We start from the raw sequence: 17,531 nt of genomic DNA on the forward strand, positions 1-17,531 counted from the left end.
TGAAGTACGAGTCGCCCACGCCGAACGAGCCGGGCGAAGCCGAGCCGGAGCGAAGCCGAGCCGGAGCGAAGCCGAGCCGGGGGGGGAAAGCCGAGCCCGGCGAAGGCCAGCCGCACGGTCCGCCGAGCACCGCGAACCGCAACGACAGGGGCGGGACCGGCACGCACACCCCGCCGGCCCCGCCCCTGCCCCCTATCCCCTGGCGCCCTCCGCCCGCGCCCGTTCCCTATTCCTCGCCCTCCCGCGGCCGGTCCGGCCGGGCCGAGCGGACTGCCGGGAACCGCGTCTCATTGCGCTCGATCTTCGCGGCGAGCGCCGTCAGTGCGTCGATCCCCAGCGCCTCGCAGAACTGCAGCAGATACGCCAGCACGTCGGCGACCTCGTCCTCGACTCGGGCGGCCTTCCCCGGGTTCGCCATGACCTTCGCCGACTCCTCCGGCGTCAACCACTGGAAGATCTCGACGAGTTCGGCTGCCTCGACACTGAGCGCCGCGGCCAGGTTCTTGGGCGTGTGGTACTGCTGCCAGTCCCGCGCGGCCGCGAACTCGGCCAGGCGTCGCTGCAGCGCATGAAGATCCTCGCTCATACCCCTAGGTGTAGCACCTGTACGCCGGGCAGCCCTTCGGCGGCCGAGGGGTCCCGCACCGTCCCCAGCAGCCGCACATGCCCGCGCTCGGTCATCCGCAGGGCGAGCGACACCAGCTCGCGCGCCTGCCTGGGGTCCATACAGCGGTCCATGCCGTCCGCCACCACCGTCATCTGCTGATGCGCGGACGGGACCTCCCCGACCGGGTCCATGGCCAGCACGTCCGGCCCGGTGAGCAGCACCAGCGCCAGCGCGAGAAACCGCAGCTCGCCGTCGCCGAGCTGCTCGACGGGCAGCTCACCCAGCTCTCCCCGGTCGAGGACGGCGCGCACCGCCGCCCCGGCCCGCGCCCCCGGTGAGCCGACCGGCCCGGCCACCACAGCGGCGACGGTCTCCGCTCCCCCGCCGCTCGCCTGCCGCGGCACCGCGCGCAGCCCCTCGACGGGCCCGGCACAGGCCTCCCGTACCGCCGCGACCAGCACCGCGTGCCGCCGCGTGCACTCCTGGCTCGTACGCTCCAGCACCGCGGGCAGGTTGTCGCAGCACGACCGCAGCCGTCCCTCGCCGCGCGCCCCCTCCGCCTCGCGGACCCAGCCGCCCGCGTCACCGCCGCCGTTCCCCTTGCGCTTCCGTGTCTCCCGGGCCCCGGCGGCCCCGGCCGGCTTCCCCGGCCCGCCGCGCGAGCCCGCTTCCCGGCCACTCCGCCGCGCTCCGGCGCCGCGGCCCGCCCCCTCGGCACCGTCCGCACCGTGTCCACCGCCCGGCCCGGTTCGCCCCGGCCCGTCCGTGCCCGTTCCCCGCATGATCTCCGGCCGCGGGTCGCACACGAACGCCGACCGCAGCGCCACCACGACCTGTTCGGCCGCGGCGAGCACCAGCCGCTGGCCCGCCGTCTTGCCGGCGACGCGCAGCGGCAGCAGTGAGGTCCCGAGCCGGTCGTCGGGCAGCGGGGCGCGGGTCACCGGGGTCGCACCCGCGGTGTGCCAGGCCGCCTGGACGGTGGGGCGGTCCGGGTCGGTGAGCGCGGTGGTCAGCAGGGTCTCGCCGCCGCCGGTCAACCGCTCGCCGACGATGCGGAGTTCGGGCTCGGCCTGCACGGCGAGGTCGAGGCTGACGGGACCGGCCGGACCGTCGACCGTGCAGCCGATACGAAAGCCCCGCCGCCCCTGTTCGTCGGGGCGCGCACCCGCAGGCACACACGCCGCCGGGCTGCCCGCCACCTCCCGCACGGCGCGGGCGAGCGACTCCCCGCTGCCGAGCCGGGCGAGGATCTCGTACGCCTGCAGCGCACTGGACTTGCCGCTTCCGCTCTCGCCACTCAGCAGTGTCAGCCGGGTGAGCGGGAGGGTGACGCCACGATGGATCTTGAAGGCGGACAGCCGTAATTCGGTGACCGCGGGCCGGACGTTGTCGGTATTCATGCCGGGACGCTATGCAGCGCCCCGACCGGAGAACCGTTACGCCCAACAGCTCTTCCTACGAACGGGGGACGCCGCCCAGTGCCGTCTCCGCGACCTCGGTGCCCACAGGGGCCAGCAGGAAGACATTGGTGTCGACGCGGTGCATCCCGCTGCCGAGCCCGAAGACGACTCCGCTGGAGAAGTCCAGGATGCGCTTGGCGACATCGGAGTCGGCGCTGCTGAGGTCCAGCAGCACGGGGATCTGCGCCATGAGGTACTCGGCGACCTCGCGGGCGTCCGCGAAGGTCTGGACGCGGATGACGATGAACCGCCGCATCTGCTCCGCCGGCTCCTCCTCGGGGAGGGCACGGTGGTCGGGCCAGGAAGGCCATTCGCTGCTGCTGCGGAGCGGGACGACCTCGGCAAGCCCTTCCCACTGCTCGTCGGTGGCATCGGGGCCGTTCACCGAATCACCTCACCCAGGGGAGCGCGCGCTGTCTGCGGTATCTGCATCGCACGATTCTAGAGATAAACATACAAAGCCCGGCGGACGCGACACACGCCGCGTCACGTCCGCTTCCATCCTGCACCATGGCCGCTGACCTGTGCTGACATCCTCGGCAGATATCCTGCGTCGAGATTCTGTGTGCCTCTTCATCCCCGCTTGTGACGGAGGTCCGTTCCGCAGTGAGCTCCGAGCCTCCCGGCCGTCGGCCACGTGGCCTGCGTGGCCTGCGCAAACCCGCGAAGAAGCGGCCTGCCGGACCCCCGCCCGCCGAGACCACGGACGCCTCCGCCACGCCGGAGCCGCCGGCCGGGAACGGCAGCAGCGTCATCACCGCCGCCCTCTACCGCGAGGGACACCGCGTCAGCACCCATGACACGCTCGCCGACGCCTTCCGCCAGCAGCGCGCCGCCTCCGGCACCCTCGCCTGGATCGGCCTGCACCGCCCCACCCCCGCCGAACTCGTCACCCTGGCCTCGGAGTTCGACCTCCACCCGCTCGCCATCGAAGACGCCCTGGAGGCACACCAGCGGCCCAAGCTGGAGCGCTACGGCGGCACGCTCTTCGTCGTACTGCGGGCCGCGCGCTACCTCGACGACGCCGAGGAGGTCGACTTCGGCGAGTTGCACGTCTTCGTCGGCCGCGACTTCGTGATCACCGTGCGGCACGGCGGCGCCCCCGACCTCTCGGCCGTCCGCCGGCGCATGGAGGACACCCCCGAACTCCTCAAACGCGGCCCCGAGGCCGTGCTCTACGCGATCCTCGACGAGGTCGTCGACGACTACGCGCCGGTCGTCGACGGCGTCCAGAACGACATCGACGAGATCGAGACCGAGGTCTTCGGCGGCGACCCCCGGGTCTCCCGGCGCATCTATGAACTCTCCCGCGAGGTCGTGGAGTTCCAGCGCGCCACCCGCCCGCTGAACAGCATCCTGGAGGGCCTGACAGCGGGCTTCGAGAAATACGCCATCGACGAGGAACTGCGCCGCTATCTGCGCGATGTGGCCGATCACGTCCTGCACATCACGGACCGTGTGGACAGCTTCCGGCAGGCCCTGCAGGACATTCTCACCGTCAACGCGACCCTGGTGAACCAGCAGCAGAACGCCGAGATGCGCGCGCTGGCCGAGGCCGGCTTCGAGCAGAACGAGGAGGTGAAGAAGATCTCCTCCTGGGCGGCGATCCTCTTCGCCCCCACCCTGGTCGGGACCATCTACGGCATGAACTTCGACCAGATGCCGGAGCTGCACTGGGCATTCGGCTACCCCTTCGCGATCGTGCTGATGGCGGTCGTCTGCACCAGTCTGTACCTCATCTTCAAACGGCGGGACTGGCTGTGAACAACCTCCCCGCGCGAGGTCAGAGGTCCCGGCGGGTGACCAGTCCGGCGAGCGCGGTGAGGGCGCGGCTGCCGTAGGGAGTGACCTCGGTGGCGGCCAGTCGGCCGAGCGCCGCGGTCCGCTGCCGTTTGGCCTCCTCCTGTGCCCAGCGCCTGCCACCGGCCTCCTCGATCAGCCGGGTGGCCGTACGGATCTCGGCGTCGTCCAGGGGCTCCGTACGGTGGTAGAGCCCGGCGAGCCGGTCGCCGGCCGGGGTGGCGCTGCGCAGGGCTGCGACGACGGGCAGGCTCTTCTTCCGTGCCCGGAGGTCCGAACCGACCGGCTTTCCGGTGACGGCGGTGTCGCCCCAGATACCCAGCAGATCGTCGACGAGCTGGAAGGCGAGGCCGAGGTGGCGGCCGAACTCCCGCAGGGCGTCCACCTGTTCCGCCCCGGCGCCAGCCGCGAGGGCGCCGAGCGCGCAGGAGGCGGCGAGCAGGGACGCCGTCTTGCCGGCCGCCATGTCCAGGCACTCGTCCAGCCCCACGTCCGCCCGGTCCTCGAAGACGAGGTCGGCGCCCTGGCCGGCGACCAGTGCGAGCAGGGCCCCGGAGAGCTCCTGTACGGCCTCGGGGCACCGCTGGGGAAAACGGTGCGCGAGGGTGTCGACGGCGACGGCCAGGAGGGCGTCGCCCGCCAGGATCGCCTGTGTGGTGCCGAACAGCGACCACGCCGTACGGCGGCCCCGGCGCACGGGGTCGCCGTCCATGAGGTCGTCGTGCACGACCGAGAAGTTGTGGACGAGTTCCACCACCGCGGCGGGTGCCACCGCCTCCTCGGCCGCCGCCCCGAGGGCCTGCGCCGCGGCCAGTACCAGGGCCGCGCGTACGCCCTTGCCACCCGCCCCGTTCGCCGGCCGGCCGCGCTCGTCCGACCAGCCGAAGTGGTAGCCGGCGACCGAGCGGGCCGGTTCGGCGAGGCGGTCCACCGCTTTGCGGAGTTCCGGCTCGGTCAGCTCCCGGGCAGTTTTGAGGAGACGCCAGGCATCAGGTCCGGCGGAATTCTGGGGGCTGGAGGAGCCGGGCCGTACGCCTGCCGGTCTTCCCTCTCTCGCGGTCACTGGTCCACCTTCATGAGGCTCGCCTCCAAGTACTCGTCCGGCCGTATTCCTCGTCGCCTGCCACGGGGCGACAGCGCTTGGTGCTCGGGACAGGTCTGTCGAGTTCGCGAGATTTCTTCGGCGCCGGTCCCGCTCCCGTACGCATCCGGAAAACCCCACCCCCTCAACGGGCCAGACGCCCCAGCAGGGAAGCGGCGGCCGCGATGCCCAGGGCGGCGGCGACCACCAGGACGGTGTAGTCGAGGGCCAGATGGGCGTGGGTGCCCAGGAGGAGGCCGCGGAGGGCGTCGACCTGGTAGCTGAGGGGGTTCATCATGCTGACCGTCTGGAGCCAGGCGGGCATGATGGCCACCGGGTAGAGGGCGTTGGAGGCGAAGGAGAGCGGCATGGTGATGGCCTGGCCGACGCCCATGAGACGGTCCCGGGTGAGCACGATTCCGGCGATCGTCATGGACAGACAGGAGAAGAACGCCGAGCCGAGGATCACGGCGACGGCGACCGCGAGCAGCCGGAGGGGGTTCCCGGTCATGGCCACCCCGAGCAGCGCGGCGATGACGATCACCACCACGGCCTGGACGATCGCCTTCACTCCGGCCGCGAAGGCCTTGCCGGCGATCAGCGCGGACCGCGGGGTGGGGGTGACCAGCAGTTTGGTGAGGATGCCGGCGTCCCGCTCCCAGATGATCATGATGCCGTAGAAGATCGCGACGAACATCGCGGACTGGGCGATGATGCCGGGCGCCAGATAGTCGATGTACGGGGTGCCGCCGGTCGGGATGGCCTTGAGACGGGTGAAGGTCTCGCCGAAGACCAGCAGCCACAGGGCGGGCTGGACGGCACGGGTGTACAGCTCGGTGCGGTCGTGGCGCAGCTTCTGCAGTTCGACGACGCACATCGCGACGACCCGGGCGGCCGGCACCCGCCAGCCGGTGCGGGCGCGCGGCGGTACCAGCAGCAGGTCCAGCCGGCCGGGGCCGGTGGCGGGGTCAGCCGACCCGGTGGGCGGTGCGGCGGGTGCTTCGGACATCGCGGAAGTCTCCTGACTGCTCGTCGAGGCCGCTGCCGGCGACGTCCCGGAAGACGTCCTCCAGGGTCGGCGCGGCGTCCTCCGGGCGCGAGGGGGCCGACGACGGAGAGGAAGAGGAGGAGGGACTGGCGGGCGGGGCCGGGTTGGCGGTGCCCGGGGTGTCCGGCGCCGGGTGCGGGGCCGGGTGCGGGGCCGCCTCGGCACGGGCGGCGCGGCGGGCGCGCAGGGCGGACCGCAGCTCCTCGGGAGTACCGAGGGCGCGAATCCGGCCCTGGTGCATCAGGGCGAGGCGGTCGCAGTACTGGTCGGCCTCGTCCATGTAGTGCGTGGTCACCAGGACGGTCATCCCGGTGGCGGCCCGTACGGCGTTGATGTGTTCCCAGACGCTGGTGCGGGCGATCGGGTCGAGCCCGATCGTCGGCTCGTCGAGCATCAGCAGCCGGGGCGCGCTGACCAGGGCCTGGGCGAGTTCGAGACGGCGGATCATGCCGCCGGAGTACGTCTGGGCGAGCCGGCCGGCCGCGTCGGTGAGGCCGACCGCCGCCAGCGCCTGGGCGACGCGGGCGGCACGCTCGCGGCGGGAGACATCGAAGACCCGGGCGAACAGCGCGACGTTCTCCCGGCCGGTCAGCCCGGCATCCGCGGACAGTTGCTGCGGGACGTACCCGAGCAGCCGGCGCACCGCCATCCGCTCCTTCGCCGCGTCATGCCCGAAGACGCGCACCATGCCGGCCGGGACGGGCAACAGGGTGGTGATGCAGCGGATCGCGGTGGTCTTGCCCGCGCCGTTCGGGCCGAGCAGGCCGAAGACCTCGCCGGGCCGGACGGCGAGGTCGACGCCGTCCACGGCCTTGGTCTCGCCGAAGGAGTAGCGCAGGGCACGGCAGGTCACCGCGTCGGGTGCGGGCGGCTGCGGGCCGGGAGCGGCCGCGTACGGGCCGGGCGCGTGTGGAGTGCGGGCGGCCGGGGAGGGGGGCCGTTCGTCCGGCCCCGCGGGGCCGGTCGGCCGTTCCCGTCCACCCTCGTCGTCGGTGGTCATGTGCCCTCCGGATCAGCCGCCGGCCACCGGCCCGTCCTCGGCGGGCGGGTCGGGACTCCCTGCGGGCATGCTCCGATTTTAGGTCCGGGGAGGACCCGCGGACCGGGACGCGCTGGGCGGGGTATCGAACGGCCCACCCGGGGACGCCCCCCCGGTCAGCCCTCCTCCGGAGGGGGCGGCGGAACCGGCGCCCCCGGTGGTGGGGCGATCTTCGGGTGGGTCCGGCCCGCCGCCGTGGCCGTGCCGCCCTGTGCGGGGGTCGCGCGCGGCAGGACGGCGTCGCGGCGGGCGCCCGGGTCCCAGCCGGTGTCCACGACGCGCTTCTGGAAGAGGATCGCGGCACCGAGCAGGACGGCACCGATCGCCAGTATCGCGATGCTGCCTCCGGTGGCGCCCGCCTTGGCGGCGTTGCCGATCAGGGTGCCGAACCAGCCGAAGTCGGCGTCGCCGAAGGTGGTGTTCTCCTTGCCGAACGCGCCGAGCACCTCGATCAGCAGCGCGGGCAGGAGCGTGATCAGCACACCGTTCAGGAAGGCGCCGACGACCGCACCGCGCCGGCCGCCGGTGGCGTTGCCGTAGACACCGGCCGCGCCGCCCGTGAAGAAGTGCGGTACGAGTCCCGGCAGGACGAGCGCGAGACCGAACGCCGGATGGCCCACCCAGGTGAGCAGCGCGAGACCGGCCAGGCCGCCGAGGAAGCTGGCGAGGAAGCCGATGAGCACGGCGTTCTGCGCGTACGGGAAGACGATCGGGGCGTCGAGCGACGGCACCGCGCCCGGTACGAGCCGGCCGGCGATGCCCTGGAAGGCCGGGACGAGCTCGCCCAGGATCGTCCGGACGCCGAAGAGGATCACCGCTACGGCGATGCCGAACTGGAGGCCCTGCATGACGGACTGCATGACGTAGTCGCCGAGGCCGGTCGCGGCGCTGCCGCCGCCGTCGGACGCGAACGCCTTGAACGCCGTCGCCCGGCCCGCCCTGGCCAGATAGGCCAGCGACATGACGACGTACAGCAGCACCATGGACAGTGCCGTGGCGACCATCGAGTCCCGCAGGAAGCGCAGGCCCTCGGGCAGTTTCATGTCCTCGGTGCTGCGGCTGCGCCGGCCGACGAGTTGTCCGGCGGCGCCCGCCAGGACGTAGCCGGCGGTGCCGAAGTGGCCGATGGCGATGCTGTTGTTGCCGGTGACGCGCTTGGTCCAGGGGTGCGCGAAGGCGGGCAGCGCCACCAGGAGGACACCCAGCAGCAGCCCGCCGACGACCACCACGCTCACCGCCGACCGGCCGGAGGTCGCCAGGACCATCGTCAGCAGGGTCGCCATGAACAGCATGTGGTGGCCGGTCAGGAAGACATAGCGCAGCGGGGTGAAACGGGCCAGCAGCAGGGCGACGGCGAAGCCGAGGATCATCAGCCAGGCGACCCGGGCGCCGAACTGCGCCTGGGCGATGCCGACGATCGCCTCATTGGTGGGAATCACGCCGTGGGCGCCGGTCGTGCCCTGGATCATGCCGCCCAGCGGGCCGAGGGAGCTGACCACCAGGCCCGCGCCGGCGCCGATCAGCAGAAAACCCAGCGTGGCCTTGAGGGCCCCGCCGACGACCTGGCCCGCGGTCTTCCTCAGCGCGATCAGACCGGCCGCCGTGATCAGGCCGATCAGATACGCGGGTTGGCTGAGGATCTCGTTCACGAGAAACGTGGCCAGGGATATGAGCCAGTCCATGGTGGTGTCCGTCCTCCCGGCTCGGTGGATGGGGCGTGGGGTGTCGGGGGCGGGCGCCGCCGCTCAGACGTCGTAGGTGGCGCGGAGTGCGCGGTCGGTCTCGACGGCGCTGGTGAAGTCCTCGACGACGGTGACCGGTATGCCGACCTCGCCCAGCGTCCTGGCGATCTCCCGGGAGGTGAGGATCGCGACGGCCTCGGCGGCCTTGCCCTTGGCCGAGATGGTGTCGGTCGCCTCCACCGTCACATGGCGCGCCCAGCCCCAGCGGTCGAGCACCTGCTCCAGGGTGTTCTTGAGGAAGAGGCTGGTGCCCACGCCGTTGCCGCAGACCGTGAGGATCTTGTGGACGGCCGGCCCGCCGGGCGGCCGCTCGCCGCGCTCCCCCGCCGTCTCACCGCGCTCCCCGCCCGTCTCCCCGCGCTCCCCGGCCGCGCCCGCGAGCACCGCGTGCAGCGCCTCCGGGTCGGCCGCCTCCCGCAGGGCCCGCTCCGTGGCCGGATCGGCGAGCAGCTTCGCGAGGGCCGCCATCGCCGCCGTGTGCGCCCCGGAGTCCGCTGCGGCCAGTGCCACCACGAGCTGCACCGGGTCATGCGCCTCGTGGCCGAACTCCACCGGCGCTTCCAGACGGACCCACGACAGCCCGGTGCGGAGCACGGCGGGCGAGGGGCGGGCGTGGGCGAGGGCGAAGCCGGGCGCGATGACGAAGTACGGCCCGTTCTCCTCGGCGTTGCGGATCATCTCCGCGGTGTAGGTGCCGGTGGCGGCACCCGTCTCCACCAGGAGCCCGCCCGCCGTCCGTACCGCCTCCCGCCAGTCCGCCGCAGGGACGTCGAGACGTACGGCCGCCACGGGGAGAAGATCACTCAGCGCTGCCATGGCAGGGGACTCTACATATCCGCAGGTGATCGGCACACCGGTGCGGAACAACGAATTCCGGGAGATCCCCGCGCCGCCGCGCTCCCCGCGCAACTGCCGTTATCCACAACGGCCTTGACAGTCACTTGTGGGCGGAGAAGCCTGTTTCTTCCGGCGGTTGCCGGATGTCGGGGGATACCGGGGGAATCGGGGGACTCATGGTGAAGCACACGCCTGCGCACACCACGGCGGGGGCATTGGCGGACACGGACGGGAAGTCGCCGGACGCCGACAGGGCATCGGGGCCCGTGCGGCTCCGCGCCGGAGCCGCCACCCGCCGGACAGCGCGGTTACGGGCGGCGCGCGGGACGGGACGGGCCGCCGCGCTCGGGGCGGTGGCCCTCGCCCTGACGCTGCCGCTGGCGGCCTGTTCTTCGGGCCGGGCGAGCGGTGATCCGGCGGGCGGCTCCAGCAGCGCAGCGGCCGGTGCGGCGCCCTCTCCCAGCCCCACACCGACCGTCGACCCGGCCACCTACCGCCAGGCGCTGACCGGCGCCCTCGGCCCGCTCGACGGCGCGCTGCGCACGGTCGACGGGGCGCCTGAGGGCGGGGCGCTCAACAGGGCGCTGGACACCGCCGCGACCAGGGCCGAGACCGCCGCCGACGCACTCCAGTCGGCCGCCACACCGGACAACGCGATCGCGGGCAACAGCCAACTCGCCACCGCCCTGCGGGCCTTGGGCCAGGATCTGCGCAGCGCCCGCGGCAGCGGCGGCCGCTGCGCCACCTCACCCCGGGTCGAACTCGACACGGCCCATGGCCCGCAGAGCGTCAGGGAAGCCACCCGCGCGCTCAAGGCCCTCGGCTACGACGCCTCGCTGCGGATGCCGCGTACGGAGCGGGCCAAGCACCGGCGGCTGGCGAACGGCGCCTTCGTGCGCGACGGCAGCCGGGGCGGCCTGGGCCGGCTGACCGTGAACAACGGCACCAGCTCCGACGCGGTGGTGACGCTGACCCGCGGCGGCCGGACGGCGTTCTCCGTGTACGTCCGCAAGGGCTCGAAGGCGACCGTCCGCAGCGTCAACAGCGGGTCGTACACGGTGTACTTCACCACCGGTGAGGACTGGAACGGCGCGAAGGACTCCTTCACCCGCGGCTGCAGCTTCGAGAAGTTCGACGACAGGGCGAACTTCCGGACGGTGCGGGTGACCGGCGGGACCCAGTACACGGTGCTGACCTTCACCCTGAACAAGGTGGTCGGCGGCAACGCCTCCACGAGCACGGTGCCGCCCGGCGAGTTCCCGTCCTAGTAGGCGGCCGCCGGTGCGCCGGAGCCGCTCGGTAATGTGGCGCCGCGTGGGCGACAGCACGGTATGGACTCTGGCGATCGCGGCGGTGACCGGTGGCACGGCGGTGCTCGCCAGTTGGGTCACCAGCCGCGGCAGCACCCGGGCCGCCAGGGTGCAGGCGGAGATCGCCGCGCGCTCGCAGCGTGCCGAGCGGCTCCGGGAGAGCCGCCGCACCGCCTATCTGGACCTGATCGAACAGACCCACCGGATGGGCGAGTTGTTCTGGGAGATCTCCAGCGTGCTGCGGCTCCCCCGCTCCGAGGCCCGGACCTCCGCACTGGGCACGCTCCAGGACCGGGAGGTCGCCGAGTACGCGAAGATCCGGCGCTGCGCCCGGGTCGTCGAGCTGGAGGGCCCGCCCTCTGCGGCCGCACCGGCCCTCGCCCTCCAGAAGGCGACCCGCCCCTTCTACGCCGCCCTCCGCGCCGACCTGACCGGCGACCCCGAGGGCCACGAGGCCTTCGACGCCGCCTACCGCCCCTTCTGGCGCGCCCTGGAGGAGTTCGTGGACGCGGCGCGGGACGCCCATCAGCAGGACTGAACCCCGCGGAGGGCATCAGGCCGGACGCCCGGCCCGCGCACGCCTATCCTCGCCTAGGCGCCGTCGTCGTCGGGCGCCAGAGCGAGCAGAGCGACATCGTCGTGGAAGACCCGGGTGTGGCGGGGCAGATCGGTGTTGAGGAAGTCGATGACATCGGCGGGCCCGGGGGCGGCCCGGTCGGCGAAGCGGTGCCGGAGCCGGTCGAGGAGAGGGTAGAAGGCGCCATTGTGGTCGCGGGCCTCGATCAGGCCGTCGGTGCACAGGAGAAGGACATCACCGCGGGTGAAGGAGTGGGTGTAGGCGACGGGTTCCTCGTCGGCCAGGGCCCCCAGGCCGAGCGGGAGGGCGGGCGGCCCGACGAGCGGCGTCACCTCGCCGCGGGAGATCAGGACCGGCTCGATGTGCCCGTGGTTGATGATCGTCACACGGTGTGCGGCGGCGTCGTACTCGACCAGGACGGCGGTGACGAACAGCTCGTCGTCCGGCAGCTCTTCGGCCTCACGGGCCATCCGCCGTTCCATACGGGCCGCCACGGCCGGCAGGTCCCCGGGGAGGTGGACCGCCTCACGGAAGCTGCCGAGGATGTCGGCGACCGTGCGGACGGCCTGGAGCCCCTTGCCGCGGACGTCGCCGATGACGGCACGCTCACCGGACGCGGTGGCCCGGATGTCGTAGAGGTCGCCGCCGACCATGGTGCCGACCTCGCCGGACCGGTACAGCCCGGCCGCGAGAAGGTGACCTGCCCGGTGCGGCACCGGCCGCAGCAGGGTCCGCATCAGCGCTTCGGCGACCGAGTGGGCCCGCACCAGGTGCCGCTCCTGGCGCCGCCGGTGGGCGGCCAGCGCCACCCCGAGCACACCGACCAGACCGGTGGCGACATACGCGGCGACATGGTGGTTCTCCCACAGCGCATGGACGTTGTGGCCGGTGCAGCACGGCGTCCCGGCCAGCACCCCCTCCAGGGCGACCGCGAACACCGTGGCCACCGCGACCAGGACCGGACCGAGACTGTAGGCGGCGATCACCGGCAGGGCGATGAGCAGGAAGCTCACCGCCCACGGCGTGGGGGTGACGGTCTCCAGCAGCAGGACGAACACCACATAGGCGACCGGCAGCCAGCGCATCCACGCGGGCGGCCGGGGTACTTCGAACCCCCTGCTGTCGACGCCCTCCGCGAGCCGGCCGCCCGGGTGCCCGCGGTCCCGTCCGGGCCATACCCGGCTCCACCCACCCGATCCGTCCACACGGGCTCCTGACGTGTGATCAAAAGCCACAGCCTGCCGCGGCCAAACAGACCGGCCCGGTCATTACGCCGTCAGCGGCATGTCCCGCCCCTCAGGGCACGGATCTCGCCACCGGGTACCGGGACGGGCCGGTGTCACCCGCCCTCCCTCTCCGGACGGGCCTCTCCGGCGGCCTCCCGATGGGCCTCCACGGCGGCGACGCAGGCGCGTACGGGCGGGCTCTCGGCGCGGGTGAGCCAGGCGGCCCGGATCTCGCGGCGCAGCGCGGGGCGGGTGGCCAGGAACCGTACGCCGGGCGGGGCCGGCCGGCCGGACATCGCGGGGACGAGGGCCGCGGCGAGATTCCGGGCGACCAGGGCGAGTTGGGTGGTGTGCTCGGCGAGGAGATAGCGGATGTCGGGTTCGACGCCACGGCTGCGCAGGGCCTGGACGAGGGCTTCATGGGGCGCGGTGCCCGGGGGACAGCAGGCCCACGGCGTGCCCGCCAGGTCGGCCAGGTCGACGGTCCCGCGGTCGCCGAGCGGATGCCGCTCGGACAGGGCGACCCGGACGTCCTCCCTGACCAGGGTCCGCAGGGTCACGCCAGCGGGGGCGGGGACCGGGCGGTCGGCCCAGCTCTCGATCAGCAGCAGATCCAGTTCGCCGTGGAGCAGCCGGGGCAGCAGATCGACGGTCTCCCCGTCGACCACGGTCGGGGTGAGCCGGGGGTGGTCGGCGGTGAGGCCGGCCAGCGCGTCGGGCAGCAGGGTACGGACGGCGCTGCCCACACCGCCGATCCGCAGCGGGCCCAGCACCTCGTGCCCGAGGTCCGCCAAGTCGCTCTGTGCGACGGAGAGTTGGGCGAGGAGCCGGTCGGCGTGGCCGGCCAGGACCCGGCCGGCGTGGGTGAGGCGGACGGTGCGCCCGTGCGGCTCCAGGAGGGCGTGCCCGGCTTCGCGCTCCAGCTTGGCCAGTTGCTGGGACACCCCTGAGGGGGTCATGTGCAGCGCAGGGGCAGCCTGGGCGATCGAACCGTGGGCGGCCACCGCGGCGAGGGCACGAAGCCTGTCCAGTCCAAACACCTTACGGATGCTACTGGTTACCGGCATCGAATCAACGCTTTTTGTCATGAATCCCGCCGGGCACAGTGGACTTCATGACGGTGCAGGAGAAACAGTCGTCCGCAGGCCCGGACGCGAACGGCGCACGGCGGACGGGCGGCGCCGCGGCCCGCCCGGTGATGGCGGTCATCGCCGGATCGGCCTGCATCTCGGCCTCGGCGGTGTTCCTGAAGCTTTCGGGGACGAACGCGGGGACGGCGGCGTTTCTGCGCTGCGCGCTCGCCCTGTCCGTCCTGGTGCCGCTCGCCGCACGGGAGGAACGCAGGGTGGGCACCCGGCCGCTGCGCTACCGCGCGATGGACCTCGGGGCCGGGGTGCTGCTCGGCGTCGACATGGTGTTCTGGGCGGCCGCGGTGGGAACCGTCGGCGCCTCGGTCGCCACGGTGCTGCTGAACCTCCAGGTCGTGGTCTTCCCGCTGCTCGCACGGCTGGTGTCGGGCACCCGGCTCTCCGGGCGCTTCGTACTGCTGGCCCCGCTGATGCTGACGGGTGTCGCGCTGGCGAGCGGCGCGCTCGGGCGTCCGGCGCCGGGCAGCGACCCGGTCGCCGGCGTGACGTTCGGGGCGGTGGCGGGCGTGACGTATGCGGGGTATCTGTTCCTGATGCGGCTCGGCGGGGGCCGGGAGCACACCGTCTCGCCGGTGTGCTCCTCGACCGCGGCGGCCGCCGTGGCGGCGGCCGTACTGGGCGGCCTGTGGACGGGCATCGACCTCGACCCGGGCTGGCCCGCGTGGGGTTGGCTGCTCGCCCTGTCCCTGGTGGGCCAGGTCCTGGCCTGGCTCCTGATCACCACCGCCCTGCCCCGGCTGGCGCCGCACACCGGCGCCGCGCTGCTGCTCCTGCAGCCGGTACTGGCCTTCGCCCTGGGCCTCACCATCGGCGAACACCCGACCCCGACCCAGACCGGCGGCTGCGCCCTGGTGGTCGCCGCGGTCTGGTACCAGAGCCGCGCCGCCCGGGGGACGGGGCCGAAAGTGCGCTCCCCACGGGCGGGTTGAGTCATCCGCGCGGCAGGCGGATCGGGATCATCCGCGCGGCCCGCCACCCCGCGCCGCCGCCACCGTCATCTCCCCACGGAGCCGTCGGCCTGCTCACGGAGGATGTCGGCATGGCCCGCGTGCCGGGCGGTCTCCTCGATCATGTGCACCAGGACCCACCGCATCGACCGCAGCGCACCGGCCTTCCCCGCGGCCCGCGCACACGGGCGGCGCAGATCGTCACAGCGCGCGATGATCTCGTTGGACCGCCCGATCGCGGCACGATAGGCGGCGAGGAGACCCTCGGCGCCGTCCTCCTCGGCAAGCTCCATGCTCTGGTCCGGAGGCGCGGTGCCGGAGCCCTCGAAGGCCCACTCGAACCAGTAGACCTCCGCCGCGGTCAGATGCTTGACCAGCCCGAGGACGCTGGTCCCCGACGGCACCCCCGGCACCCGCCCCCGCGCGTCCGCGAGCCCCTCCGCCTTCGCCGCCACCCCGTCCCGCACATAGTTCAGGAACGCCAGCAGCGTGGACTTCTCATCGGACTCGACGCCGGGAGGACCGGTGTCGCGGTGCGCGGGAGTGGTGGTCACCGGGCCACGGTAGCCCTACGGCCGGCGGGCCACACCCGAATTGCGGCAGGGCCGACGGCCGACGCCGTGCTGGCCGCACGGCACCCATCCTTTGGCTAGGTCCGCCCCGTACTCGTGAGCGTCGGGGCCGGCGACCGGTCAGCCCATGACGAGAGAGTCGTCCAGGGTGCCGGCGCCGGGGAGGCGGTGGCGGGCGGCGATCAGTGCCGCGTCCACGTCGCGGGTGCCGGTGGAGACGCACAGGGTGTAGGCGATGTCGTCCATCCTGCGGCGTACCTCGGCCTTGCCCTGCCGCGCGTGCAGCAACTCCAGCGCTTCGTATTCCTGGACGAGTTCCCGCAGCACCGCAGGGTGGGCCATCAGCATCTTCCGGTTTCCTTCCCGCATGAAAAGGCGTCTGCCGTCGCGGATGCCCGGAACCGGCCGCCGCACACCTCGTAGGTCACCGAGGCTGCGCGGCCGGTTCCAACGGGCCCACGGTCCCGCTCACCGCACCGGTGGTCTCACTTCTCGGTGAGCATCCCGGCGCGCAGCTTCGTCAGGGTCCGGGTGAGCAGCCGGGAGACATGCATCTGGGAGACGCCCAGCTCTTCACCGATCTGCGACTGGGTCATCTCCTGGCCGAAGCGCAGCTCGATGAGGCGCCGTTCCCGTGCGTTGAGCGTGTCGATCAGCGGGGCCAGCACCTGGAAGTCCTCGACGGCCTCCAGCGCCGGGTCGTTCTCGCCCAGGACGTCGACGAGGGTGCGTCGCTGCTCGGACGGGTCGGGGTCGGCGGGGGTGTCGAGCGAGCCGGCGGTGTAGCCGTTGGCGGCGACGATGCCCTCGATGACCTCGTCCTCCGACAGGTTGAGGTGGGCGGCCAGTTCGCGGACGGTGGGGTCGCGGTCGAGCTTGGCGGCGAGGTGCTCCTTGGCCTTGGCCAGGTCGCTGCGCAGTTCCTGAAGGCGGCGGGGCACATGCACCGCCCAGCCGGTGTCACGGAAGAACCGCTTGATCTCGCCCAGGATGTAGGGGACGGCGAAGGTGGAGAACTCCACCTCCCGCTCGATGTCGAAGCGGTCGATGGCCTTGATCAGGCCGATGGTGCCCACCTGGATGACGTCTTCCATGTCATCGCCGCGGTTGCGGTAGCGGCGGGCGACATAGCGCACCATCGACATGTTCATCTCGATGAGGGTGTTGCGCGCGTACTGGTACTCGTGCGTGCCCTCTTCGAGGACCTGAAGGCGCGCGAAGAACTGCTTCGACAACTCCCGCGCGTCGCGAGGAGCCACCTTCTGCGGTTGCATCACCTCCGGCAGGGCAGCAGGAGCCGGGGTCGCCTGTCGCTGCGCGGTGGTGGTCTCGCTCACGATGGTGGTCATCTCGCCTTCCCGCGCGCCCGGCACCCGCGGACGCTGCAGCGGGCCGCCTACCCCGATCCATCCACCCCATGCCTGGGACATGCCAACGGATTCAACAGCGCTGGGGCCGCGGACAGTTGTGGTGCCGTACGGGGCGCCGTACGGGTGGTCGTTCGCGATGCCGTACGGGGGGCCGTTCGCGATGCCTTTCGGTCGCGGAAATCCCTGGACAGGCGCGCCACAGAGACCTCGTCCGTCCCAAAGCCCGCACAGCGTGACTGTTTTCAGGGAATCAGCCTCGTTTTCCAGGGTCAGATCGCCTCGGCCACGCGCAGTTTCCCGCTTTTTCTCCGAAGAAACGTTGTGTGTGGGCCGCATGCCCGGGCACACGACTTCTCGGAGGTTGATAACTATGGTCCCCCTGATTCTCGTCCTTCTGCTCGCACTGCTGCTCTTCGGTGCCGGATTCGCCCTGAAGGCACTCTGGTTTGTCGCGGTGGCCGTGCTCGTCATATGGGCACTGGGATTCGTCATGCGTTCCGCGGGAGCCGGCGGCAAGCGCGGCCGGTGGTACCGCTGGTAGCCACAGCAGCCCGCACAATCGGAAGGGTCCGGACACCACGGCGGTGTCCGGACCCTTCCGATTTTCTGTGTTCGCCGAGGCATCATCACCCCACGCCGGGAAACACGAGAGGTACGGCCCGGGGCGGGCACTGTTCCCGCAGGGGACTCACCTCCATTGCAGTGTCCGCTCCGGGTCACCCACGCTCCCCCGTATCCCGCTCCGCCGTTTGACGGCGCAATGCGGG

Annotated in this window: 18 protein-coding genes; 5 read left to right on the top strand and 13 right to left on the bottom strand. The window is 72.5% G+C overall.

Going from position 1 to position 17,531, the window contains the following annotated elements; genetic code table 11:
- Nucleotides 1-226 precede the first annotated feature (226 nt).
- Genes ACGFN2_RS15540 through ACGFN2_RS15550 form a run of 3 tightly spaced genes read right to left on the bottom strand, consistent with a single transcriptional unit; the run spans nt 227 to nt 2,452 of the window.
- On the bottom strand, nt 227-586 hold the full coding sequence (locus tag ACGFN2_RS15540; protein ID WP_393360539.1) for a nucleotide pyrophosphohydrolase: 360 nt from the start codon (nt 584-586) through the stop codon (nt 227-229).
- On the bottom strand, nt 583-2,007 hold the full coding sequence (locus ACGFN2_RS15545) for a biotin transporter BioY (protein ID WP_393360541.1): 1,425 nt from the start codon (nt 2,005-2,007) through the stop codon (nt 583-585). Before ACGFN2_RS15545 ends, ACGFN2_RS15540 begins: the two co-directional genes overlap by 4 nt.
- 55 nt (nt 2,008-2,062) lie before the next feature.
- Nucleotides 2,063-2,452: a cell division protein SepF gene (locus ACGFN2_RS15550; protein WP_362607282.1), complete on the bottom strand. Its 390-nt coding sequence runs from the start codon at nt 2,450-2,452 to the stop codon at nt 2,063-2,065.
- Between the two features lie 221 nt (nt 2,453-2,673).
- Here ACGFN2_RS15550 and corA point away from each other — a divergent pair, with 221 nt between their 5' ends.
- On the top strand, nt 2,674-3,831 hold the full coding sequence (corA, locus tag ACGFN2_RS15555) for a magnesium/cobalt transporter CorA (protein WP_362607284.1): 1,158 nt from the start codon (nt 2,674-2,676) through the stop codon (nt 3,829-3,831).
- A 19-nt stretch (nt 3,832-3,850) separates the two neighbouring features.
- Here the strand turns inward: corA and ACGFN2_RS15560 are convergent, their stop codons facing one another.
- The 5 genes from ACGFN2_RS15560 to ACGFN2_RS15580 all read right to left on the bottom strand — a co-directional run bounded on the left by ACGFN2_RS15560 (nt 3,851) and on the right by ACGFN2_RS15580 (nt 9,593).
- Complete coding sequence (locus ACGFN2_RS15560; protein WP_393360543.1) at nt 3,851-4,930, bottom strand: polyprenyl synthetase family protein; 1,080 nt, start codon at nt 4,928-4,930, stop codon at nt 3,851-3,853.
- A gap of 163 nt (nt 4,931-5,093) precedes the next feature.
- Nucleotides 5,094-5,957, bottom strand: coding sequence for an ABC transporter permease (locus tag ACGFN2_RS15565; protein ID WP_393360545.1), 864 nt, complete (start codon nt 5,955-5,957; stop codon nt 5,094-5,096).
- The gene (locus ACGFN2_RS15570; RefSeq protein WP_393360548.1) at nt 5,917-6,996 is read right to left on the bottom strand and encodes an ATP-binding cassette domain-containing protein; all 1,080 of its coding nucleotides are present in this window, start codon (nt 6,994-6,996) and stop codon (nt 5,917-5,919) included. The genes ACGFN2_RS15565 and ACGFN2_RS15570 overlap by 41 nt, the downstream gene beginning before the upstream one ends.
- Before the next feature lie 155 nt (nt 6,997-7,151).
- The gene (locus ACGFN2_RS15575) at nt 7,152-8,717 is read right to left on the bottom strand and encodes a PTS ascorbate transporter subunit IIC (RefSeq protein WP_393360550.1); all 1,566 of its coding nucleotides are present in this window, start codon (nt 8,715-8,717) and stop codon (nt 7,152-7,154) included.
- Nucleotides 8,718-8,780: 63 nt separating this feature from the next.
- Entirely contained in the window at nt 8,781-9,593 is an 813-nt protein-coding gene (locus ACGFN2_RS15580) for a PTS sugar transporter subunit IIA (RefSeq protein ID WP_393360553.1), read from the bottom strand.
- Nucleotides 9,594-9,790: 197 nt separating this feature from the next.
- Between ACGFN2_RS15580 and ACGFN2_RS15585 the strand changes: the two genes are divergently transcribed.
- Nucleotides 9,791-10,882, top strand: a complete 1,092-nt coding sequence (locus tag ACGFN2_RS15585) for a hypothetical protein (RefSeq protein ID WP_393360555.1) — start codon at nt 9,791-9,793, stop codon at nt 10,880-10,882.
- Between the two features lie 46 nt (nt 10,883-10,928).
- Entirely contained in the window at nt 10,929-11,462 is a 534-nt protein-coding gene (locus ACGFN2_RS15590) for a hypothetical protein (RefSeq protein ID WP_393360557.1), read from the top strand.
- 53 nt (nt 11,463-11,515) lie between these two features.
- Here ACGFN2_RS15590 and ACGFN2_RS15595 read toward each other — a convergent pair whose 3' ends face one another.
- Together ACGFN2_RS15595 and ACGFN2_RS15600 are read right to left on the bottom strand one after the other, a co-directional pair.
- Complete coding sequence (locus ACGFN2_RS15595; protein ID WP_362607299.1) at nt 11,516-12,706, bottom strand: PP2C family protein-serine/threonine phosphatase; 1,191 nt, start codon at nt 12,704-12,706, stop codon at nt 11,516-11,518.
- A gap of 134 nt (nt 12,707-12,840) precedes the next feature.
- Nucleotides 12,841-13,767 carry a LysR family transcriptional regulator gene (locus ACGFN2_RS15600; protein ID WP_393360560.1) on the bottom strand — a complete coding sequence of 309 codons (927 nt, stop codon included), beginning with the start codon at nt 13,765-13,767 and terminating at the stop codon, nt 12,841-12,843.
- Nucleotides 13,768-13,841: 74 nt separating this feature from the next.
- Here ACGFN2_RS15600 and ACGFN2_RS15605 point away from each other — a divergent pair, with 74 nt between their 5' ends.
- On the top strand, nt 13,842-14,804 hold the full coding sequence (locus ACGFN2_RS15605; RefSeq protein WP_393360563.1) for a DMT family transporter: 963 nt from the start codon (nt 13,842-13,844) through the stop codon (nt 14,802-14,804).
- A gap of 65 nt (nt 14,805-14,869) precedes the next feature.
- On the opposite strand, the gene ACGFN2_RS15610 is transcribed toward ACGFN2_RS15605, so the two are convergent.
- The 3 genes from ACGFN2_RS15610 to ACGFN2_RS15620 all read right to left on the bottom strand — a co-directional run bounded on the left by ACGFN2_RS15610 (nt 14,870) and on the right by ACGFN2_RS15620 (nt 16,743).
- Nucleotides 14,870-15,376 (bottom strand): DinB family protein, encoded by a 507-nt coding sequence (locus tag ACGFN2_RS15610; RefSeq protein ID WP_393360565.1) that lies wholly within the window; start codon nt 15,374-15,376, stop codon nt 14,870-14,872.
- 138 nt (nt 15,377-15,514) lie between these two features.
- A complete protein-coding gene (locus tag ACGFN2_RS15615) occupies nt 15,515-15,742 on the bottom strand; it encodes a DUF5133 domain-containing protein (protein WP_393360568.1) in 228 nt (75 codons plus the stop codon).
- A gap of 137 nt (nt 15,743-15,879) precedes the next feature.
- The gene (locus tag ACGFN2_RS15620) at nt 15,880-16,743 is read right to left on the bottom strand and encodes an RNA polymerase sigma factor SigF (RefSeq protein ID WP_362607306.1); all 864 of its coding nucleotides are present in this window, start codon (nt 16,741-16,743) and stop codon (nt 15,880-15,882) included.
- A gap of 391 nt (nt 16,744-17,134) precedes the next feature.
- Between ACGFN2_RS15620 and ACGFN2_RS15625 the strand changes: the two genes are divergently transcribed.
- Entirely contained in the window at nt 17,135-17,305 is a 171-nt protein-coding gene (locus tag ACGFN2_RS15625) for a hydrophobic protein (RefSeq protein WP_362607307.1), read from the top strand.
- Nucleotides 17,306-17,531: the final 226 nt, after the last annotated feature.

Origin of the sequence: Streptomyces sp. NPDC048612, from assembly GCF_043199295.1 — a bacterium.
In the GTDB taxonomy this organism is placed as follows: Bacteria; Actinomycetota; Actinomycetes; order Streptomycetales; family Streptomycetaceae; genus Streptomyces.